This window comes from Bradyrhizobium sp. MI1.3 (assembly GCF_055811695.1).
The window spans coordinates 1-19,772 of sequence record NZ_JBVVPQ010000056.1 but is presented as its reverse complement, the minus strand read 5'-3'; the positions used below and the strand labels follow the sequence as shown (position 1 = coordinate 19,772).

Below are 19,772 nucleotides of genomic sequence, written 5' to 3'. Positions count from 1 at the left end.
TATCATAGGCGCTTAATCATGATCCGGATGCTGATGGCTGACGATGGTCGCCATCTTCTCCGGTCCGTAATTCTGCTGCGTGGTCTGGCTTGGTAGATTGGCGATCCCGACCACCCAGCCGAGACGGGACTCGGTGCCGAACTGCCGCGTCGGCACCACGTGGTCGGGGCGGTCGAACGCGCCGGTCATGATCTCGATGCGGTCGCCGTCGATGCGGCCAAAGCTCAGCGGCGTGCCGCAGGCGGCGCAAAAGCCCCGCTCGGCGATCGAGGAGGAGCGGAAGAACGAGGGCTGCCCCTTGGTCCAGGCAAAGTCCGTCTTGTTGACGTCGGCAAAAGAGGCGAACGGCGCGCCGCTGGCCTTCTGGCACATCCGGCAGTGGCAGATCGAAACCCTGTTCGGCGCCGTCATGACTCCGAAGCGCACTGCCCCGCATTGGCAGCCGCCGGTGAGAACGGGTTTGCCTGCTTCCGTCATGGCTGCTCCATCCGTCGATACGTGTCTTGCAGCGTCGCAAGCGCATCGCCACCGGCAAAGACGAAGCCGGTGACGCCGGCTGCACGCAGCGCCGCCTCGGCATCAGTCGGGCGGCCTGCCAGATAGATAAGTCGGGCCCCGGCGGTTTGCAGGGCCTTCGCCGCGGCTTCGGCGTGTTCCGCATACACCTTGTCGCTGGAACAAAGACAGGCGAGCCCGGCACCGGAGGCTTTAAAGGCTGCAGCTAACTGGGCCGGATCGGCGAAGCCCTCGCTGTCGACGGCCTGGATGCCGCCGGTCTCGAACAAGCTCTTGGCAAAGGTCGCGCGAGCCGTGAAATCGGCGGGCGTGCCGAGATTGGCCAAGAACACTTTCGGCCGCGCGCCGCGCGCCTTCAAGGCCGCATCGGATTTGTCCCGCAGCGCCTCGAACGGTTCCGCTAGCCGGATCGGCGGCAGCGCGTCGAACTTGTATTTTTGCTCGCCATAAGGCGCCAGCGCGATCGGGGTCGCCTGCAGCACCGTCGTCTCGTTCTCGTGCAGGTTCGGAAACTCGCTGGCGCCGGTCAGCACGTCGCGGCGTTTTGCGATGTTGGCGTCGCGGGCTTTTCGCGCGGCCGCGACCTTGCTCTGGAACAGGCCCTGCTGAAGCGCAGCGAAGGCGCCGCCGGCTTTCTCGCTCTCCTGGAATAGCGCCCAGGCCGCCTCGCAGAGCTGGCCCGTCAGCGTCTCGATGCCGCCTGCGCCTGCCGCGGGATCGCTGACCTTGGCGAGATTGCTCTCTTCCAGCAGCACGGCTTGCGTATTGCGCGCCACGCGCCGCGCGAACGGATCGGGCAGGCCGAGCGCCAGCGTATGTGGCAGCACGGTGATCGCGTTGGCGCCGGCGAGTCCGGCCGCAAACGTCGCCATGGTCGCGCGCAGCATGTTCACATAGGGATCGCGCTGCGTCAGCATGCGCCAAGCGGTATCGGCGACGATGAACAGCGGTTTTGGCGCGAGCCCGCACGCCGTCTCGATACGCGCCCACAGCAGTCGCAAGGCGCGGAATTTTGCCATGGTGAGGAACTGATCTGCATCCGCGGCAAGCCGCGCATAGACCATGCCCTGCGCCTGCTCCAGCGGAACGCCGGCGCCTTCGATCGCGCGCAAATAGGCGATGCCGCAGGCGAGCACGAAGGCGAGCTCCTGCGCCTCCGAGCCGCCGGCATCGTGGATCACGCGTCCGTCGGCCGAAGCGAACGGACCCTTGAAGCCGAGCGCGGCCAGGCCCTTGATGCCGCCGGTGACGGCCGGAACGATCTCATCCCAGGTATAGGGGCTGTGGCCCCACACCGCGGCGGCCGCGAGCGGGTCGAGGCCGAAGCGGATGTCGCAGGCGGCGGGATCGATGCCATTGCTCTTCACATATTCCGCGACGTGGATCGCCGCCATCCGCGATTGCGGACCGATCTCGAGCTCCAGCCCGATGCCGGCATCGAGATGGATGTCCTTCAAGATCTTTGCGACTGCGTCCGCGGTCGGTTCCAGCCCGAAACCGTGAGCGGCATTGCCGCCGGCGAACACCAGCGCAAGCCCTGTCGCGCCATTTTCGAGATCGGTCAGTGCCTGCTCATTCGCCGCACTTGCATCGGGATGGTCGATCCGCTGCATGATCTGCCAGGGCGCCGCCGCCGGCCGCCCCACGACGGGCGCAACACCTTTGGCGCGCGGATAGAGCGGCTCGATCTTGAGTCCGTCATAGGTCTTGCCGACCAGCTTCTCGAACGGCGCGCCCTTCAGCACGCCATCGACCAGCTTGCGCCAGTCTTCGACGGTCGCCTTGGGAAAATCCGCCGCCAGCGGCAGGTCGTCAGTCGCGGAGGTCATGCGGCGAGGGGCTCCCGAAAATCTTGTTGTTCGCAGGCGAAATTGCCACGGCCGGCCGTCCCTGCAAACGGTTGTTTTTGGTTAACCGGTATCCGGAAGCCGCTCAATGCCTTGTGTCGAGACGCTGGCGAGACCGTCATGGACACGAATGCCTGCGATCACGCGGTCGGGCGCGATCTCGGCCAGCGGCACCAGCACAAAGGCGCGCTCGAACAGGCGCGGATGCGGCAGGGTCAGATCGGGTTTCTGCATCGAGACGTCGTCATACGCGATCATGTCGAGATCGAGCGTGCGCGGGCCCCAGCGCCGCTCCTTATCGCGCATGCGGCCGAATTTCTGCTCGACCTTCTGCATCACGAACAGCAGCGCATGCGGATCGAGATCGGTCTCGATCTCGACGCAGGCGTTGATGAAGGGAGCCTGGTCCTCGTCGCCCCAGGGCGGCGTCGCATAGTCCGACGAGCGCGCGATCAACGCCGCCTGCGCCATGCCGCAGATATGGGCGATCGCCTTCTGGAAGGTCGCGCGGACATCGCCGACATTGCCGCCGAGCGCGATCAGGACGCTTGCCATGTCAGGGGTGCCGCGAGCGCGTCAGCATGACGCCGACGTCGTCGAAGATCGCGGCGATCGGCGCATGCGGCTTGTGCACGGTGATCTTGACCGCACGGATGCGCGGAAAGTGCGACAGGATGGCGTCGGCGACCGCGCCGGCCGCGCGCTCCAGCAGCTTGTAGTTGGTGTTCTTGAAGGCCGCGGTGGTGGTCGCCACGACGTCGGCGTAGGACACGGTGTCGGCGAGCCGGTCGCTGCGGGAAGGCTCCGACAGGTCGGTATAGAGCTCGAGGTCGATGACGAAGCGCTGGCCGACTTCCGTTTCGTGCTCCATCACGCCGTGGCGGGCATGGATCGACAGGCCGCTCACGAAGATCGTATCGGTCATGGCTTGCTCTCGATTGCGTGCGCCACTCGCAGGGCCTGCAAGGTCTCGGCGACGTCGTGGGTGCGGATGATTTTCGCGCCGCGCTGCGCGGCGATCAGATGCGCGGCGATCGAGCCGGCGAGCCGCTCTGTCGGCTCCGACGGCGACACCGAGGCGATGAAGCGTTTTCGCGAGGCACCAACGAGGATCGGCAGGCCGAACATGTCGAATTCACGCAGCCGCGCTAGCGCGGTCATGCTCTGTTCGGCCGTCTTGCCGAAGCCGATGCCGGGATCGAGCACGATCTTGTCGCGGGCGATGCCGGCTTGTGCCGCGATATCCAGCGAACGCTGAAAGAACGCCTTCATGTCCGCAATGATGTCGATGGCGGGATCGACGCTGTCGCGGTTGTGCATGACGATGACGGGGACGCCCTTCGCGGCCACCGTCGGCGCCATGCCGGCATCGCGCTGCAGGCCCCAGACGTCGTTGGCGATCGCCGCACCCTGGGCGAGCGCGAAGGCCACCACCTCCGCCTTCATGCTGTCGATCGAGACCGGCACGCCGAGCGCCACGATGTCCGATAGCACCGGCCTCAGCCGCGCCAGTTCGTCTTCCGCCGTGACCGGCCGCGCGCCCTTGTAGGGCCGGGTGGACTCGGCACCGATATCGATGATGTCGACCCCGGCCTCGATCATCGCCCGTGCCCGCGCGAGCGCCTGCTCGGGCGCGATGAATTCGCCGCCGTCGGAGAATGAATCCGGGGTGACGTTGAGCACGCCCATCACCGCCGGGATCGGCCGCTCCAGCAGCGTCCGCAGCACGTCAGGCCCGACTGAACCGGCCGCCGGGACGGATGGGGAGGGCGAGGCATTCATGCGGCCCGCTTTAGCGGTCGGGGAGGGGGAGTCAAGACGGGAAGGCGTGGGTTGCCAGCGTTGGGCAGGGCGTCGCACACCCTCGCTGTCATTGCCCGCGAAGGCGGGCAATCCAGTATTCCAGCGACAGCACCGCGATACGGAGGAGCCGCGGCGTACTGGATACCCCGCTTTTGCGGGGTATGACGGCGGAGTTGGGGGATGCATTGTTGCCCATCGGGCAAAACGATGCCGAGAGAGTAGCGCCCACTCCGTATGCGGAGAGGGGCAACCCTAATACGAAATCTTAGGCGGCAGCTTCTTCGCTTTGGCGATGATGTCGCCGACCGACTTCTCCGAGGGCAGGATGCGGAGCAGCTTTTTCTTCTCGTTGGCGTCCCGCATGCTCTGGGCGAGCCTTGCCGGATTTCGGTAGGCGAGCTCGCGCACGGTGGTGACGCCGGCGGCGCGGACCAGGCCGACCTTGGCCCTGCCCATGCCGGGAATGCGCATGTAGTCGGAGACGTTGGCCCATTCCAGCAGCAACTGCTCGCTGATGCCGGTCTTGGCGGAGAGCGCCTTGCGGCCCTTTACGGTCGAGGCCGCCTCGAGCAGCGCATCGGTGGTGCGGATACCGTGCGCCTTCAACTTGTTGGCGGCAAAGGCCGACAGGCCCTCAATCTCGGAGATCGGATATGTCATGATACTCGATGTGAAATGCGCAGGCGTCAGGCGAACTGGCTGAGGCCCGGGGTCCCCGCGATGATCTTGCCCATCTGATCCGCTCCGATTTTGTCTCGGCCGAAGCGAAAAAGTTCACGGGCGACGTTCTGAATCTCGGACATGCCGAGTCCCATGCCCATCAGGCGCGTGCCGACCGCCATCAGGCCGCCGCCCATCAGCCGCGACAGTCCTCCGCCGCTGCGGGATGCCTCGATTGCCGCTTCTGCACCTGGAATCTGGTCGATGAGTACCTGGACGCTGTCGGAAGGACCCTCGTTGCGGAGGAAGCCCAGAATAATGCCGACGGTCTTTTCAGCGACAGCACTATCTATGCTGGCGTTTGTCGCCAGCCGCCCGATTAGCTCGTCCATATGGCCGCCCCTCAGCCGGTTCACATGCCGGAGTATTGCTTTCGAAAATGATCTTGAGCCGGTGTGATGTGAAATACAAGCGATGAACGCCACCAACGTTCCGATTCAGTCTCGAACGCGCGAGAAGTGTTGCAGCGATGCAAGAGCGGAGATGAAATCGGCAAAAAAATGCCGCGGTGCGAATGCGTCGTTCCTACTTTCGGCGGATGTCACCCGCATGTTTCCGACGATGTCGCATGCCCGAGCGCGTTGAATGGTTTCAATCAGCGCGCGATATGCGTTAAACTACGGAAACTGGTGCATTCGAGTTTCGATATGCGAAACAGGGCAGAGAGATCAGGGAATAATGACCGCACAGGACAGCAAGCTCGGTGATACCGACGACAAGATCTTCGTCGGTAAAGGAAACGAGCAGGCATGGCTGACGTTGGCATTCGCCAATCGCCATGGCCTCGTCACGGGTGCAACCGGAACCGGCAAGACGGTCTCGCTGCAAGTGATGGCGGAAGGATTTGCGCGCGCCGGTGTTCCGGTCTTCGCGGCCGATATCAAGGGCGACCTCTCGGGCATCTCGGAGGTCGGCGAAGCCAAAGATTTCATCGTCAAGCGCGCCACCGAGATGGGACTGACGTTCGAGCCCGACCAGTTCTCGACGGTGTTCTGGGACGTGTTCGGCGAGCAGGGCCACCCGGTGCGGGCGACCGTCACTGAAATGGGCCCGCTGCTGCTCGCACGTATGCTCGACCTGAACGACGTGCAGGAAGGCGTGCTCAACGTCGCCTTCCGCGTCGCCGACGACAACGGGCTGACGCTGATCGACATGAAGGATCTGCGCGCGCTGCTCGATGCCATCGTGCCCGATGCCGGCAAGAAGGGGGCGGATGCCGAGGAGCGTCCGCTTGCCGAGATCAAGAAGGCGGCGCAGGGTTTTGGCAACGTCACCAAGGCCACGGTCGGCACCATCCAGCGCCAGCTTCTGGTGCTGGAGAACCAGGGCGCCACCAAATTCTTCGGCGAACCGGCGCTGACGCTGAAAGATTTCATGAAGACCGACCGCGACGGCCGCGGCATGGTCAACATCCTCGTCGCCGACAAGCTGCTGCAGAGCCCACGGCTTTACGCGACATTCCTGCTGTGGATGCTGTCGGAATTGTTCGAGGAGCTGCCCGAGGCCGGTGACCTGCCCAAGCCGAAGCTGGTCTTCTTCTTTGACGAGGCGCATCTGTTGTTCAACGACGCGCCTAAGGCGCTGATGGACAAGATCGAGCAGGTGGTGCGCCTGATCCGCTCCAAAGGCGTCGGCGTCTATTTCGTGACGCAAAACCCGGTCGACGTACCCGACCGCGTGCTCGGACAATTGGGCAACCGGGTGCAGCACGCGCTCCGCGCCTTCACTCCGCGCGACCAGAAGGCGGTCGCCGCCGCGGCCCAGACCTTCCGTCCCAACCCGAAGCTCGACACCGCCCAGGTGATCATGGAGCTCGGCAAGGGCGAGGCGCTGGTGTCCTTTCTCGAAGGCAACGGCACGCCGGCGATGGTCGAGCGGGTGATGATCCGGCCGCCATCGGCCCGGATCGGACCGATCACGTCCGAAGAGCGCAAGGCGATCATGGATGCAAGCCCGGTGAAGGGCAAATACGACACCGCCGTCGATGCAGAGTCCGCCTACGAGATGATCCAGAAGCGCATTGCCGGCACGGCTGCGACTGCGGATGCTTCGGCGGGCGGCGGAGGCGGCGGCATCCTCGGCCAGATCGGCTCGATCGTCGGCACCATCTTTGGCACCAACGTCAAGCGCGGCCGCCTCTCGACGGGTCAGGTCATCGCGCGCGACATGACCCGATCGGTCACCAATCAGGTGATCGGGGGGATGGCCGCCAATATCGGCAAGTCGGTCGCCGGCCAGCTTGGTGGCTCGATCGGCCGCACGCTGGTCCGCGGCGCGCTCGGCGGCTTGCTGCGCAGGTAGGCAGAAAGCCTCGTTTGAGGCAATTCCTCCGCAAACCCGCCGCTTGTGCGCGGTGGGTACAAATTCGGGTGATCAGGACTCTCCAAGCGTCCGTCGGTCTGCTAGGTGCTATGGCCCCTGACTGGACCACACCGTGACCTCACCTGAATCTTTCGTTCGACCCGGCACATTCCGAAGACTGTCGCTACGTGCGCCGCTCGACCTGCTCTTCCTGCTCTGCTGCTTCATCCTGGCTGCCGATGTCCTTGGTCCCGAGATCTTCGGGCACGGCAAAACCAAGGACTACGGCCTGTGGTACTGGGCCGGGCAGCAGGTCTTGAAGGGTGGGCCGCTCTATCCCGGCGACATCCACCAGTACTTCGAGTTCATCTACCCACCGCTGCCGGCGATCCTGCTGGCAGTCCCGAGCTGGTTCGGCAAGATCGCGCTCTACAGCGTGCTGTCGGTCCTGAATATTGCGGCGTGGTGGTACACCGGGATGCTCTCCAATGCCATGACCGGTTCGGGCCGCACGCCTGGCCCCTGGCTGGAGGCACTACCAGCTGCCGTGACCGTGACCTTCGTGTTTGACATGTTCGATCTTGGACAGCCGAACCTCGTCCTGCTGGCGATCATGCTCTACGGCTTCTGGAGCTTGCAGCATCAGCGCTCCTGGCTCGCAGGCTTCATGTTCGCGCTCGCCACCGCCATCAAGGTGTTTCCCATTGCGGTGCTGCCCTATCTGGTCTGGCGGCGAAAGTGGGGAGCCGCCGTCGCTACGGTCGCCTTCACCGGCATACTTCTCTACATCGTGCCGGCTCCCATTCGCGGCTTCGAGCGCAACGCCGCCGAGGTCAAGACCTGGTATCAGGGCATGGTCGGGTCGAGCTCGGAAAAAGGATTTGGCCAACGCGACGAGCAGAACTGGTCGTGGGTGAACCAGTCACTCATTGCTGTCACGCACCGGCTGGTCCGGCCAATCAACTACAATCAGGAGGATCCCAACAAGCCGCCGCGCACGATGAATGTCATCGACGTCGATTACAGGACGGCGAACTGGATCGTGCTGGCGCTGTCGGCGTTGCTCGGACTCGGCTTCGTCGCGGTCATGCCAGGGCGAGCGCGGCGTACGGCGCGCTCGGACGCCGAGGAGCTCGGCATCCTGTTCTGCCTGATGACGGTGGCATCGCCGCTGGCGCGACAATACTATTTCATGTGGCTGTTCTTCCCGATGACGGTGCTGATGCATCGTGCCGCCTTCGACGAGCGGGCGAACGTACGCCTGGGAACCTGGCTCGCCCTTGGCGCCGCCGGCATCCTCATGCTGCTGGCGCTGCCGTGGTTTCCCAATGTCTTCCAGGCCTGGGGCAATAACCTCGTCGCCACGGCGATCCTCGCAGCTAGTCTCGCATGGCACATCCGGCATCCGCCGGTTGCGGCTGGCCCCGACGCCGCGGCAGCGCTAAAAGCCGATAGTTCTTGAGAAGACATCTTTGAGTCCCGACGTCTTGGGATTCGAACGCAGGGAATACGACCAATGGCAAATGCGCAGCTTCAATCCGTGCTCGACCACATCGACAAGGAGTTCGACAACAGCCTGGAGCGTCTGTTCTCGCTGTTGCGGATCAAGTCGATCTCCGCCGATCCGGCCTTCGCGGCCGATTGCAAGGCGGCGGCCGAGCATCTTGCCAGGGACATCGCGAGCCTCGGCGTTGCGACTGAAGTGAGGCCGACCGCCGGCCATCCTGCGGTCGTCGGCAAGAGCGTCGCGGGCGGCCGGCCGCATGTGCTGTTCTACGGCCACTATGATGTGCAGCCGGTCGATCCGCTCGAACTCTGGCACCGTCCGCCATTCGAGCCTGTTGTCACCGACCATGCCGACGGCCGCAAGATCATCGTGGCGCGCGGCGCCGAGGACGACAAGGGCCAGGTCATGACCTTCGTCGAGGCCTGCCGCGCCTGGAAGAAAGTGACGGGGTCACTGCCGATCGACGTCACGTTCCTGATCGAAGGCGAGGAAGAAGTCGGCTCGAAGAACTTCGTGCCCTTCATCGAAGCCAACAAGGACGAGTTTAGGGCGGACTACGTGCTGGTCTGCGACACCGGCATGTGGGACCGCAACACGCCGGCGATCACGACCTCGCTACGCGGTCTGCTCTATGAGGAGCTCAAGATCACCGCCGCCAATCGCGACCTGCATTCCGGCGTGTTCGGCGGCAGCGCGATGAACCCGATCCGGGTGCTGACCAAAATTCTCGGCGGGCTGTTCGACGACGACAATCGCATCACCATTCCGGGCTTCTACGATGGGGTAAAGGACACGCCGCCGGACATTCTCGCGCAGTGGAAGAAGCTCGACTTCACGCCGGACACGTTCCTCAAGCCCGTTGGGCTATCGATACCGGCCGGCGAGAAGGGCAGGCTCCTGGTCGAGCAGGCTTCCACACGTCCGACCTGTGACGTCAACGGCATCTGGGGCGGTTATATCGGTGAGGGCTCGAAGACGGTGATCCCGTCGCACGCGTCGGCCAAGGTCTCGTTCCGGCTGGTCCAAGGGCAGGATCCTGCGAAGATCCGCAAGGCTTTCCGTGAGTACGTGACGGCGCGCATTCCGGGAGACTGCAAGGTCGAGTTCGGCGATCACTCTGCCGGGCCTGCGATTGCGCTCGACTGGAACATGAAGCCGCTCGCCGCGGCCAAAACCGCGCTGACCGAGGAATGGGGCAAGGAGACCGTGCTGATGGGCTCGGGCGCCTCGATCCCGATCGTCGCCGACTTCAAGCGCGCGCTGGGGCTGGATTCGCTGCTCGTCGGTTTTGGCCTCGACGACGACAACATCCACTCGCCGAACGAGAAGTACGACCTCCGCAGCTTCCAGAAAGGCATCCGTTCCTGGGCGCGCATCCTCGCGGCGCTGGCGGAGGTGAAGTAGGGCGCTCTTTATCCTCGTCGTTGCGAGTGCGTAGGGTGGGCAAAGGCGCAAAGCGCCGTGCCCACCATCTGTCCCGGATCGCGATCGGCAATGGTGGGCACGCTTCGCTTTGCCCACCCTACGAGACCTTACAAATAAAAACGCCGCCCGGAATTGGGCGGCGTTTCATTCCAAAAGGCGTAGAGGTTCGTTAAACGCTACCCTACACCAAATCTCGAAAATTTCAAGACCGGTAGCCCGGCAGCTCGCGGTCCAGCTTGCGCAGCAGTGGCGGCCACACCAGGTTGGTGGCGCGCAACTCGGCGCGGTCGCGGTTGGCGAGCAGCTCGGTATTCTTGTCGATCGCGACATCGTCGACCGGATAGACCGGCGTGCCCAGCGCGCGCGTACGTACCTGCATCGAGCAGGCGCGCTCAAGGTGATACATGCGCTCGAAGGCCGAAGCCACCGAACGGCCGACCGTCATCGTGCCGTGGTTGCGCAGCAGCATGTGGTTATGGTCGCCGAGGTCCTTCTGCAGCCGCGGCCGCTCGTCGTGGTCGAGCGCGATGCCTTCGTAGTCGTGATAGGCGAGGTCGTGGGTGACGAGCTGGGCGGTCTGGTTCAGCGGCAGCAGGCCTTCGGCGCTGCTCGAGACCGCGGTGCCGTCGAGGGTGTGGAGATGCAGCACGCAGATGGCGTCCTCGCGCACCTCGTGGATCGCCGAGTGGATGGTGAAGCCGGCGGGGTTGATGCTGTACTCGCTCTCGGAGAGCTGGTTGCCGTGCAGATCGACCTTGACCAGGCTCGACGCCGTGATCTCGTCGAACATCAGCCCGTAGGGGTTGATGAGGAAATGATGGTCAGGGCCGGGCACGCGCGCGGAGATATGGGTGTCGACCAAATCGTCCCAGCCGTAGAGCGAGACGAGACGATAGCATGCGGCGAGATTGACCCGTTGCTGCCACTCGGCCTCCGTCATGTTCGACGGCACTTCCTTCAGGCGCGCTTCCGCTGGCGACATGGTTGATCTCTCCGAACATCGTTGTTGCGGGGAGGGAGCGTAGTCCTGCCGCGAGCTGCCAGCAAGGCACACAAAGCGCGGCAGTCCAGCGTAGCCCGCATGAGCGAAGCGACATGCGGGGCTGCCTCATAGGCCCCGGATGTCGCTGCGGTCATCCGGGCTACGGTCTGGAGGAGTTTATTACGGCGCCGGGATCGAGAGCAGGCTGGAAATGCTGCTGCCGCGGATGTCGTAGACGCGGGCGAACACCACGTCGTCGCGCTTGATCTCGACCAGCACGGGCGCGGTGAGGCCCTTGCAGTAGAACTCGCCGAGCGTCATGGCGAAATCGGCGGCATTGGAATCCCAGCCGATGGTGAAGTCGGGGCCGAGCGCGACCTGGGCGGGGCGCTGCGGACCGCACACCGCGACCTTCCATTTGCGGTTTCGCGGCGGCACTTCCTGGCGTTCCACCAGCTGTTCGCGCAATTCGTCCGAGGCCTGCTTCAGCGCCAGACCCCAATAATCCAGCATGAAGCGGTCGTCGGCGCCGCGCACGGTGCCGGCGATGTGGTTGAAGTGGGTGTATTGATAGGGATGCAGGCGGATCATCTCGGCGAGCGAGAGCGCCAAGCCAAAGCAGAAGGTGGCGAGCACGACCGGCTGCCAGGTGCGGTGATTGGCGCGCAGGCGCTCCATGGCCCAGCCAAAGGCAACGCCGCCGAGCACCGCCATCGGCGGGATCACGAAGACGAAATGGCGGATGCCGTTGTACAGCGCCGGCCGCTTCACCATTGCGATCGCCAGCGGCAGCGTCGCGGCGAGCGTGAGCATCAGGAGAATGGCCTTGCGGCGGGCGGGAACATCGCGGCGCGGCAGCAGTGCGAAGGTGCCGATCACGGCGCCGAACATCAGCACCAGCATCACCTCGGGCAACTGAAGCGCGAACAGCGTCGGCAGATAGGACCAGGGCATGTCGGGCACGGAAACGATCGCGCCGTCGAACATCTCCTTCCAGGGTTTCTCGAAGAAGTGCGAGAAGTAGGTCAGCGCCTCGAAGGGATTGCCGGGCTCCATGATCGACCACGGCCAGATCAGCCCCATCACGATGTAGCCGAGCACGAGGCCGGGCAACAGCACGTAGACGACATAAGCGAAGCGTCGGACCGATTCACGCAGGCCCTCGGTGCGCAGTTCCTCCAGGAACAGCGGCATGAAGCCGATCACGGCATAGACCAGCGCAAGGCCGCCGAGGATGCGGGTGCCGAGCGAGAGGCCGGCGCCAAGGCCGACGATCAGGATCGTGCGCGGCGACGGCTGCGGATATTCCTCGGCAAGGCGGACGAGGCCCAGCATCAGGATGATCATGGCCACCGCGAAGGGCGCATCCTTCGGGTTCATGAACATGTGGCCGTAGAAGATCGGGCAGAGCGCGAGCAGCAAGAGTGAGGCAAGTCCCGCAAGGGGACCACCGACACGGCGGCCAAGCCGCCACGTCACCGCAAGTCCGATCACGCCGACTACGGCGCCGAGCAGCCGGCGCGTCTCGAACAGCTCGAGCGGAATCACCTTGTGCAGGAGGGCCGCGACCATGTCGAAGCCGCCGCCATACATGTAGAGGTTGGCAAAGGAGAGGGCCGCGGTGTCCTTGAAACCGGAACCGAACATGCGCAGCAGCAGATCGGCGTATTCGGCGTGGGTGTAGTCGTCCCAGCCGAGCCCGTAGTCGCGGAAGGTCAAGCCTGCAATGACGGCGACCGCAGCCAGCACCAGCATGGCGAGATCGTCGCAAGTCCGTTCAACCGAGCGCCGCAGGGGCGTGTCGATCGCCGAAGTCGTGATGGATGTCATGGCTATTGGTGACCCGGAATCCCCTCTTGGCCCTGCTGGTGCGCGCGGGCCTGCTCCCCGGAATCCCTATAGCGCAGTTCCATTAGCAAGTAATTGGGCATTATGGCTAATTCCTGATGCGACGCAGCAAATCCGGCCAAACTTGAGAGCGGCCTAAAGTAGCGAGCCGTAGCTGAAGGGAATGTGAATAAGTCCCTGATTTCCTTTCCTTAAGGAACGCAGGTTATAATTCGACGTTGGCGTGGAACACCGGATGACGGTATCGTGGCGTGACGAGGGTCGCGTGTGGCTGCGCGGCCAGGGGTGAGTTCGATGGCGTTGGCATTGTTGATCGCGGGGATTTTCGCCGTTTTGGCGGGCCTCCTTGCGATCCTGTTCGGCTTCACCGTCAGGGAATTCAGTCTCGGCAGTACCCTCATAATCGCCGGTACCATCGGCGTCTGCTCCGGAATGTTACTGGCCGGCCTCTACGTCGTGGTCGCGGAATTGAAAGGCATGGCCCGCCGGCTGGCTGGATCCATCGCACCATCCGACGTTCGGGTCAGGCCCGTGCTGCCGGGTCTCGGGATGGCTGGAACGCCTGGCCCCGCGCCTGAGCCGGGCGCAGAGAAGATCGAGCCGGCGCCGCCATTGCCGGCCGCAGGACCGCCGCCCTGGCAGAACGAAGCAGCCGCGCGCGAGCGTCCGCGCGCCGAGCCTCCGCCACCGCCGGAAGCTCCGAGCCCGCCGGAGGTTCCGGAACCGCCGCGCCGGCGCAACCTGATGTTCGCCTCGACCTCCCGCAAGGAGCGCGAGCGCGCCGAGGCGAAGACCAGCGAGGGCTTGCCGCCGCTGCCGCATGCCGAGCCGTCGGCGGAGCCTGCCGCCCCGGAGACGCCGCCTGCGAGCTTTGACGACGCCTGGCCGAAGCCGGACCGTATGAGGCCTGCCGAGCCGCCGGCCGCCTCGCGGCGCCCGCCCCCGCGCTCGCCGTCGACCTTCGCTGAGACTGCTCCGCCGCCCGCACCGGAGCCGGCGGCCGCGGCCGAACAGGCGCCCGTGACCGTGCTCAAATCCGGCATCGTCGACGGCATGGCCTATTCGCTCTACTCCGATGGCTCGATCGAAGCCCAGATGCCGGAAGGGATGATGCGCTTTGCCTCGATCGACGAACTGCGCTCCCACCTCGACCAGCGTGGGGCTTGAGAGAGCTGGCGCAGGCAAGTAAAGCGCTGGCGTTCTTGTTGCTTCGTCAGTAAATCAGCCCATATTCCTCAGTCATTCCATTCAGTCGAACGTATTGTTGACACGGAATACTCTGACGTCGTCTCTCCCGTGAGACGCAAGGTGGAGAAAGGCGGGGCCGATGTCGGATGCCGGGGCTAAGAATTTCATTGAGCTGACGGCGGGCATCGTATCGGCCTATCTCAGCAACAACCCGACGCCTGCAACTGAGATTCCGAACCTGATCAGCCAGGTGCATGGCGCGCTTGTGCGCGTTTCATCGGGTCGCACCGAGACGGTGCCGCTCGAGCCCGCGAAGCCGGCGGTCTCGCTGAAGAAGTCGATCGCGCCTGATTATCTGGTCTGTCTGGAAGACGGCAAGCGCTTCAAGTCGCTGAAGCGCCATCTGCACACCCGGTACAATATGACGCCGGAGCAATATCGCGAGAAATGGGGCCTGCCGGCCGACTATCCCATGGTCGCGCCGAACTATGCAGTGGCCCGCTCACAGCTTGCGAAGCAGATGGGACTGGGACAGCAGCAGCGCAAGCGGAAGTAGGATTTCTACGACGCTTCCGCGAGCGCTTCTTTCGCGTCGGTCTTGATGCGCTCGACCATCGAGCGCAGGCCGTTGGAACGCTGCGGCGTCAGATGGTCGCGAAAACCGAACTCGTCGAATACGGCAATGGCGTCGGTCGCAAGAATCTCCTGAGGCGTGCGGCCGGAGTAAAGCGACAGCACGATCGCGACCAGCCCGCGCACGATGTGGGCGTCACTGTCGCCGCGATATGTCAGGACCGGCGGCCCGCCATCGCGACGATCGATCAGCTTCTGAAGCCAGACCTGGCTGACGCAGCCATTCACCTTGTTCTCGGCCGAATGCTCGGCCTCGGACATCGGTTCCAGGGTGCGGCCGAGCTCGATGACGTACCGATAGCGGTCGTCCCATTCGTCCAGAATCTCGAAATTATCCCTGATTTCGTCGATCGTCGTCATGCTGGCCCAAGTTCCCGTTCAGGCCAATATAGGGACGCAAAGCGCCGAAATCGATAGGGTTTGGGCGCTAATTCGCCGTCGCGGGCGCCGGGCCGCGCCATTCCAGCGCGAGGTCGTCCTGGGACAGGGTGTCGCGCGGCGCCTCGCTGGTTGCGGTATCACCTTCGCCGGCCAGCGCGATCGAGCCGGTGTGGTCGGGGGTCTTCTTGTCGGGCTTCTCGAGCTGCTCTTTCTTGTCGTTGATGATCTGGTAGATCTTCTTCGCGCCGTCCTGCGCGCGCTGGCCGATGATGGTCGCGGCCTGTCCGCCGACCTCGCACGCCGCCGGCTGGCGCTTGCAGAACTGGGTCATGTCGGAAACAGCCGCGGTCGCAGCCTGCACCGCGTCGGCAGCGCCGATCTGCGGCAGCTTGTCCGATTCGGGCGTCTTGTCTCGCGGCAGGAGCACCAGCACCAGCCCGAGCCAGAATGTGATGCGAAGCAGAAAGCGCATCTTGCGACCTGTATGTTAGATCCCGCCGCGGCGATCTCCACGGATGTCGGGCCTAGCAACTCTCGATAAATCGCAAGTGATTGCCTTCCGCTTAATTCGCGGAAAATTGACTCAAGAATCTTTGCAATCGACCGTGTCGTAAATTTTCGATTGACGACCACACCCGTGATTCTGCCGCCACGCCCGTCCACCATTTCGAAACCATGCGGATCACGGTGAAACCCTGTGTTCACCATCCCCGCTGATGACGTCGTCAAATCGTCTAAAAAGCCCTGCGATGACGCGGTGTCTGGCGGCGCGCCGCGCTGCCTTAGTGTTCGTTTAAGGTCGCTCTGACACGGTGGCTCAACGATAAGGAGGCGTTCCGGCGCGTCTTCCCGACGAATGAGCCGAAGCGCGAGACCCGTGACAGTTTTGAGTATCATCCGCGATTGTCTCGATGCGCTGCTGCATCCCTCCGCGCGTTACGACGCGCTGACGCGAGCGCGCCATCGTGCCTTCATGGCCCCGCGGCTGCTCGGCAGCCTGGCCGCCTTTGCCGCATTCCCGGTCTATCTCGCCATGCGCGGCGCGCCGAGCGCGATCGAGGTCGCGGCCTTTGCCTGGCTGATTGCGCCGATCCTGTTGTCCTGGTTCCTGTCGCGCACCGGCCGTTACGAAGGCGCGCATGTGCTGTCGTCGCTGGCGCTGTCGGGCCTGATCATGGCGGTGGCGGTGACGACCGGCGGCATCGAATCGTTCGCCGCGATCTGGCTGGTCGTGGTTCCCCTCGAAGCTGCGCTGTCGGCCTCGCGCCGCGTCGCGGCCTTTGCCTCGCTGCTGGCGCTGTCCTGCGCCGGCATTCTCATCCTCGTCAGCCAGCTCGGCTGGCTGTCGATTGGCGACACCAGCGCTGCGGAACGCGGCGTGCTGATGGCGTTCGGCGTCGCCTCGGCGACGCTCTATGCGGCAGGTCTGGCCTTCGGTGCGGAATCGCTCGCGCGCACCAGCGTTGCGCTGCTGTCGCGTGAGGAAGAGCGTTACCGTCTCCTGGCGCGGAATATGAGCGACGTCATCTCGCGGCATCAGCGCAACGGCGCGGTGCAGTTCATTTCACCGGCGGTGGAAGCCATGCTCGGTGTGCCCGTCGCGCAACTGCTCGGCCACGGCCTGTTCGATCGCGTCCATGTCGCCGATCGCCCGGCGTATCTGACGGCGCTGTCCGATGCCGCGCGCGGCGAGGTGCGCAGCGTCGAGTTCCGGTTGCGCCGGGAGCGTGCCGGCTCGGAGCGCGGCCAGGTTGATTTCATCTGGGTCGAGATGCGCTGCCGCCCGCTCGATCGGGATATGGGCCGTGATACCACGCGCGAGGCCGATGTTGTCGCCGTGATGCGCGATGTCACCGACCGCAAGCTCGGAGAGCAGGCGTTCGATCAGGCGCGCAGCGCTGCAGAGGCGGCCGACGCCGCCAAGACGCGCTTCCTTGCCACCATGAGCCATGAGCTGCGCACGCCGCTCAACGCCATCATCGGATTCTCCGAGATGATCACGCAGGAGCAGACCTTGATGCTGGGCGCGGCCCAGCGGAGGGAATACGCCCAGCTCATCAACGATTCCGGCAAGCATCTGCTCTCGGTCGTCAACGGCATCCTGGACATGTCCAAGATGGAATCGGGTAATTTCGAGATGGCGTCGGAACCGTTCGCGCCGCGTGCATCATTGATGCACTGCTGCAATCTGCTGGCGCTGAAGGCGCGGGAGAACGGCGTCGATCTCGTCACCGATGCGCCGCAGGATCTGCCTGTGATGACCGGCGATCCGCGCGCTTTCAAGCAGATCGTGCTCAACCTCGTCGCCAACGCCGTCAAGTTCACCGAGCGCGGCGGTCAGGTCACTGTAACAGCGGCGGTCTCGGGCTCGCAGCTTGCGCTGCGCGTCAGCGACACCGGAATCGGCATCGCACCTGACGATCTCAAGCGCATCGGCGCGCCATTCTTCCAGGCCGGCAAAACCTATCAGCGCCGCCACGAAGGCACCGGCCTCGGACTTTCGATCGTGAAGAGCCTGGTGGCGTTGCATCTCGGCGAATTGACGGTACAAAGCAGGCTCGGCGAGGGCACTGCCGTCACCGTCAAGCTGCCGCTCGTCTACACGCCGCAGGCCAAGATTTCTGATGCCAAAACTTCTGATACCAAGATTTCTGAGGCCAAGATGTCCGACAGCAAGGCGAGCGAGAGCAAGATCGCGACCTTGACGCCGGTGCTGCGCCAGGAACTTCAGCACCAGGAACTGCAGGACCATCCTCACGACCAAGTTCAGGACCAACCCGCTCTGGTGAAGAAAAGTGCCTAAGAAGTCTGCCAAGGACCAAGCCGCTCCGCGCCGCCGTGGCGCCAAGGCCGCAGTCATCGATGTCGAGACCGAGCGCAATCTCGTGCTGCGCGTGCTGCTGCATAGCCCCAAGGATACGCTCGCCGGTTTCGTCGCCGTGGCCGCTATCGGCGCGATCGTTGCCAACGCGCTGTTCCTCCAGACCGGGCGGCATCCGGCGCCGATGTTCGGCACCGTGATCAATCTTCCCGCGCCCTCGTCCCTGCCGCTGTCGAACCCCTTGCCCCGTTCGCGTCCGGTCGGGGCCGATACCTCGCCGCTCGAGCCGAGAGCGACGGAGTTTCGTGCCGAGCCCAGACCTGCCGAGCCCAGACCTGCGGACAAGCCGCCGGAGAGGCCTGTCGAGGCGACCGCATCGACGCCGCGCTCAGGCGATCCCATGACCAATCTGGTCAAGCAAACGATTTCGGCGCCGCCCTCCGTTGCGCGTCCGCCGGCGCCGATCCCCGTGCAGCAGAGCGCGGCGGCGCGGCGCATCGCCGGCGTGCAGCGCGCGCTGTCCGAATATGGCTACGGCAATTTGAAGATCACGGGCGCGATGGGCGGCGAGACCCAGTCCGCGATCCAGAAATTCGAGCGCGAGCACAAGATGCAGGTCACCGGCCAGCTGTCCGACCGCCTGCTCCGCGAGCTCGGCGCCGCGATCGGCCACCCCGTCGAATAGTCGTTGCTGTTGTGCGAAGGCTGGTGCTTATTGCAGCGCTGTCCTATCGTGGCCACCATGCGTTTGAAATCGAACATCTGGGTCTCAGCCTATCTGCGCCGGTGCCAGACCGAGGGCGTGTACGGCGCGGTGCGTCGTCGCGGTGCGGAGGAGGCGGGTGCGGTGTTCGTGAAGATCTCGCTGCTTGACGGCAATGCGATGCTCTATGTGCCGGCGCCGCAGACCTCTTATGACGACGGCCGGCCGGTCGATCGCTTCTTCGTGCCGTTTGCGCCGCAGCCGATGCCGGAGCCCGCGGTGGAGGAGCGCCTGACCAAGGAGATCCGCTTCGATTCCGACATCTGGATCGTCGAGACCGAAGACCGCGCCGGGCGGCATTTCCTCGAATTGGCGAAGACCTAACGATCCGATCCGTCAGTCCCCGTCCGCACCGCGGGCGCGGAGCCGGGCTGCACGCCCGGGCGTGTCTGGCTTGCGCCCGCACGCGCGCGCTGGCGCTCGCTGTCATGCAGCGACGGCTGGTACTTTGCGCGGGTGACGGCGAGCGTCGAGCCGCGCCAGGCGGCCAGCATCACCAGCGCCGCCCGGTCGCTGAGGCGATCGTAAAGACGCGACAGCCGGTACACGTCGGTCACGGAGTTGCCGATCTCCGGCTTGAAGAACAGCAGGATGCGCTGAAACACCGGGCTCGGCATGTCGAGCGCGCGCGCGGCGACCGCGAGCGCTTCGCCGCTTGCATCGTCGACGATCTGGGCTGCGACGCGCGAGGGCAGGATCAGGCTGTCGCCGAGCTCGAAGGCGAAATTCTCGACATCGCCCGCGATCGCCGCCATCTCGAGGATCTGGATCGCGCGCTTGGCGCGCACGGTCGGAATCCGCGGCGCGGCCTTCAGCGGGGTCTCCGCGAGATTGTGCAGGATCAGCGCGCGCTCGGCGGTGCCGGCGCGGAAGAACATGTCGTAGATATCGGCCGCGTCCTTTGGCTGCATCGCCATGTTCGAGGCCATGCGCAGCTCGGCGTCGGTTGGCGTGCGAACCGGCAAGGGCATCATCATCGGCGAGGACGGCGAGCTCGAGCACGGTGCGGTCTGGCACGAGGCCGGCGGCCAGGGCAT

Annotated in this window: 20 protein-coding genes; 8 read left to right on the top strand and 12 right to left on the bottom strand. The window is 64.6% G+C overall.

All coding sequences use genetic code 11. From position 1 onward, the window contains the following. Positions 1 to 12: 12 nt before the first annotated feature. From AC0L3A_RS30195 to AC0L3A_RS30165, 7 genes are all read right to left on the bottom strand, one after another. Positions 13 to 477: a GFA family protein gene (locus AC0L3A_RS30195; protein WP_007593552.1), complete on the bottom strand. Its 465-nt coding sequence runs from the start codon at positions 475 to 477 to the stop codon at positions 13 to 15. Further along, positions 474 to 2,345, bottom strand: a complete 1,872-nt coding sequence (locus AC0L3A_RS30190) for a methylmalonyl-CoA mutase family protein (RefSeq protein ID WP_473255722.1) — start codon at positions 2,343 to 2,345, stop codon at positions 474 to 476. Before AC0L3A_RS30190 ends, AC0L3A_RS30195 begins: the two co-directional genes overlap by 4 nt. A gap of 81 nt (positions 2,346 to 2,426) precedes the next feature. Continuing rightward, positions 2,427 to 2,918, bottom strand: a complete 492-nt coding sequence (folK, locus tag AC0L3A_RS30185; protein ID WP_007593548.1) for a 2-amino-4-hydroxy-6-hydroxymethyldihydropteridine diphosphokinase — start codon at positions 2,916 to 2,918, stop codon at positions 2,427 to 2,429. A gap of 1 nt (position 2,919) precedes the next feature. After that, positions 2,920 to 3,288, bottom strand: coding sequence for a dihydroneopterin aldolase (gene folB / locus AC0L3A_RS30180; protein WP_007593547.1), 369 nt, complete (start codon positions 3,286 to 3,288; stop codon positions 2,920 to 2,922). Beyond that, positions 3,285 to 4,145 (bottom strand): dihydropteroate synthase, encoded by an 861-nt coding sequence (gene folP, locus AC0L3A_RS30175; RefSeq protein WP_473255720.1) that lies wholly within the window; start codon positions 4,143 to 4,145, stop codon positions 3,285 to 3,287. Before folP ends, folB begins: the two co-directional genes overlap by 4 nt. Positions 4,146 to 4,418: 273 nt before the next feature. After that, positions 4,419 to 4,826, bottom strand: coding sequence for a DUF4332 domain-containing protein (locus tag AC0L3A_RS30170; protein WP_007593543.1), 408 nt, complete (start codon positions 4,824 to 4,826; stop codon positions 4,419 to 4,421). 26 nt (positions 4,827 to 4,852) lie between these two features. Beyond that, positions 4,853 to 5,218, bottom strand: a complete 366-nt coding sequence (locus tag AC0L3A_RS30165; RefSeq protein ID WP_007593542.1) for a hypothetical protein — start codon at positions 5,216 to 5,218, stop codon at positions 4,853 to 4,855. 346 nt (positions 5,219 to 5,564) lie between these two features. On the opposite strand from AC0L3A_RS30165, the gene AC0L3A_RS30160 reads away from it, so the two are divergent. The 3 genes from AC0L3A_RS30160 to AC0L3A_RS30150 all read left to right on the top strand — a co-directional run bounded on the left by AC0L3A_RS30160 (position 5,565) and on the right by AC0L3A_RS30150 (position 10,098). After that, entirely contained in the window at positions 5,565 to 7,187 is a 1,623-nt protein-coding gene (locus tag AC0L3A_RS30160) for a helicase HerA-like domain-containing protein (RefSeq protein ID WP_473255719.1), read from the top strand. Between the two features lie 133 nt (positions 7,188 to 7,320). Next, positions 7,321 to 8,649 carry a glycosyltransferase family 87 protein gene (locus AC0L3A_RS30155; protein ID WP_007593538.1) on the top strand — a complete coding sequence of 443 codons (1,329 nt, stop codon included), beginning with the start codon at positions 7,321 to 7,323 and terminating at the stop codon, positions 8,647 to 8,649. A gap of 54 nt (positions 8,650 to 8,703) precedes the next feature. After that, positions 8,704 to 10,098, top strand: coding sequence for a M20/M25/M40 family metallo-hydrolase (locus AC0L3A_RS30150; RefSeq protein ID WP_007593536.1), 1,395 nt, complete (start codon positions 8,704 to 8,706; stop codon positions 10,096 to 10,098). A 223-nt stretch (positions 10,099 to 10,321) separates the two neighbouring features. Here AC0L3A_RS30150 and AC0L3A_RS30145 read toward each other — a convergent pair whose 3' ends face one another. Next, entirely contained in the window at positions 10,322 to 11,101 is a 780-nt protein-coding gene (locus AC0L3A_RS30145; RefSeq protein WP_007593534.1) for a class II aldolase/adducin family protein, read from the bottom strand. A gap of 180 nt (positions 11,102 to 11,281) precedes the next feature. Then, positions 11,282 to 12,931: a glycosyltransferase family 39 protein gene (locus AC0L3A_RS30140; RefSeq protein ID WP_007593531.1), complete on the bottom strand. Its 1,650-nt coding sequence runs from the start codon at positions 12,929 to 12,931 to the stop codon at positions 11,282 to 11,284. Positions 12,932 to 13,243: 312 nt separating this feature from the next. On the opposite strand from AC0L3A_RS30140, the gene AC0L3A_RS30135 reads away from it, so the two are divergent. Together AC0L3A_RS30135 and AC0L3A_RS30130 are read left to right on the top strand one after the other, a co-directional pair. Beyond that, positions 13,244 to 14,116 carry a hypothetical protein gene (locus tag AC0L3A_RS30135; RefSeq protein WP_007593529.1) on the top strand — a complete coding sequence of 291 codons (873 nt, stop codon included), beginning with the start codon at positions 13,244 to 13,246 and terminating at the stop codon, positions 14,114 to 14,116. A 160-nt stretch (positions 14,117 to 14,276) separates the two neighbouring features. Then, positions 14,277 to 14,693 (top strand): Ros/MucR family transcriptional regulator, encoded by a 417-nt coding sequence (locus AC0L3A_RS30130; protein WP_007593528.1) that lies wholly within the window; start codon positions 14,277 to 14,279, stop codon positions 14,691 to 14,693. A gap of 5 nt (positions 14,694 to 14,698) precedes the next feature. Here the strand turns inward: AC0L3A_RS30130 and AC0L3A_RS30125 are convergent, their stop codons facing one another. Beyond that, positions 14,699 to 15,130: a SufE family protein gene (locus tag AC0L3A_RS30125; protein WP_007593527.1), complete on the bottom strand. Its 432-nt coding sequence runs from the start codon at positions 15,128 to 15,130 to the stop codon at positions 14,699 to 14,701. Positions 15,131 to 15,197: 67 nt separating this feature from the next. Further along, a complete protein-coding gene (locus AC0L3A_RS30120; protein WP_007593526.1) occupies positions 15,198 to 15,623 on the bottom strand; it encodes a DUF5330 domain-containing protein in 426 nt (141 codons plus the stop codon). Positions 15,624 to 16,007: 384 nt separating this feature from the next. Here AC0L3A_RS30120 and AC0L3A_RS30115 point away from each other — a divergent pair, with 384 nt between their 5' ends. The 3 genes from AC0L3A_RS30115 to AC0L3A_RS30105 are packed head-to-tail and all read left to right on the top strand — an operon-like array spanning position 16,008 to position 19,059. Beyond that, positions 16,008 to 17,954: a PAS domain-containing sensor histidine kinase gene (locus AC0L3A_RS30115; RefSeq protein WP_473255716.1), complete on the top strand. Its 1,947-nt coding sequence runs from the start codon at positions 16,008 to 16,010 to the stop codon at positions 17,952 to 17,954. Next, a complete protein-coding gene (locus AC0L3A_RS30110) occupies positions 17,947 to 18,657 on the top strand; it encodes a peptidoglycan-binding domain-containing protein (protein WP_219684867.1) in 711 nt (236 codons plus the stop codon). The genes AC0L3A_RS30115 and AC0L3A_RS30110 overlap by 8 nt, the downstream gene beginning before the upstream one ends. A gap of 57 nt (positions 18,658 to 18,714) precedes the next feature. After that, positions 18,715 to 19,059, top strand: a complete 345-nt coding sequence (locus tag AC0L3A_RS30105; protein ID WP_007593522.1) for a DUF1491 family protein — start codon at positions 18,715 to 18,717, stop codon at positions 19,057 to 19,059. Here the strand turns inward: AC0L3A_RS30105 and AC0L3A_RS30100 are convergent. Beyond that, the coding region (locus AC0L3A_RS30100) for a DUF2336 domain-containing protein (protein ID WP_473255714.1) at positions 19,056 to 19,772 on the bottom strand (717 nt) is incomplete at its 5' end. The genes AC0L3A_RS30105 and AC0L3A_RS30100 overlap by 4 nt on opposite strands.

Excerpts from the sequence above, each read along its gene's own strand:
- AC0L3A_RS30195 (WP_007593552.1), bottom strand. The coding sequence starts at position 477 with ATGACGGAAGCAGGCAAACCCGTTCTCACCGGCGGCTGCCAATGCGGG.
- AC0L3A_RS30190 (WP_473255722.1), bottom strand. The coding sequence starts at position 2,345 with ATGACCTCCGCGACTGACGACCTGCCGCTGGCGGCGGATTTTCCCAAG.
- folK (WP_007593548.1), bottom strand. The coding sequence starts at position 2,918 with ATGGCAAGCGTCCTGATCGCGCTCGGCGGCAATGTCGGCGATGTCCGC.
- folB (WP_007593547.1), bottom strand. The coding sequence starts at position 3,288 with ATGACCGATACGATCTTCGTGAGCGGCCTGTCGATCCATGCCCGCCAC.
- folP (WP_473255720.1), bottom strand. The coding sequence starts at position 4,145 with ATGAATGCCTCGCCCTCCCCATCCGTCCCGGCGGCCGGTTCAGTCGGG.
- AC0L3A_RS30170 (WP_007593543.1), bottom strand. The coding sequence starts at position 4,826 with ATGACATATCCGATCTCCGAGATTGAGGGCCTGTCGGCCTTTGCCGCC.
- AC0L3A_RS30165 (WP_007593542.1), bottom strand. The coding sequence starts at position 5,218 with ATGGACGAGCTAATCGGGCGGCTGGCGACAAACGCCAGCATAGATAGT.
- AC0L3A_RS30160 (WP_473255719.1), top strand. The coding sequence starts at position 5,565 with ATGACCGCACAGGACAGCAAGCTCGGTGATACCGACGACAAGATCTTC.
- AC0L3A_RS30150 (WP_007593536.1), top strand. The coding sequence starts at position 8,704 with ATGGCAAATGCGCAGCTTCAATCCGTGCTCGACCACATCGACAAGGAG.
- AC0L3A_RS30145 (WP_007593534.1), bottom strand. The coding sequence starts at position 11,101 with ATGTCGCCAGCGGAAGCGCGCCTGAAGGAAGTGCCGTCGAACATGACG.
- AC0L3A_RS30140 (WP_007593531.1), bottom strand. The coding sequence starts at position 12,931 with ATGACATCCATCACGACTTCGGCGATCGACACGCCCCTGCGGCGCTCG.
- AC0L3A_RS30135 (WP_007593529.1), top strand. The coding sequence starts at position 13,244 with ATGGCGTTGGCATTGTTGATCGCGGGGATTTTCGCCGTTTTGGCGGGC.
- AC0L3A_RS30130 (WP_007593528.1), top strand. The coding sequence starts at position 14,277 with ATGTCGGATGCCGGGGCTAAGAATTTCATTGAGCTGACGGCGGGCATC.
- AC0L3A_RS30125 (WP_007593527.1), bottom strand. The coding sequence starts at position 15,130 with ATGACGACGATCGACGAAATCAGGGATAATTTCGAGATTCTGGACGAA.
- AC0L3A_RS30120 (WP_007593526.1), bottom strand. The coding sequence starts at position 15,623 with ATGCGCTTTCTGCTTCGCATCACATTCTGGCTCGGGCTGGTGCTGGTG.
- AC0L3A_RS30115 (WP_473255716.1), top strand. The coding sequence starts at position 16,008 with ATGAGCCGAAGCGCGAGACCCGTGACAGTTTTGAGTATCATCCGCGAT.
- AC0L3A_RS30105 (WP_007593522.1), top strand. The coding sequence starts at position 18,715 with ATGCGTTTGAAATCGAACATCTGGGTCTCAGCCTATCTGCGCCGGTGC.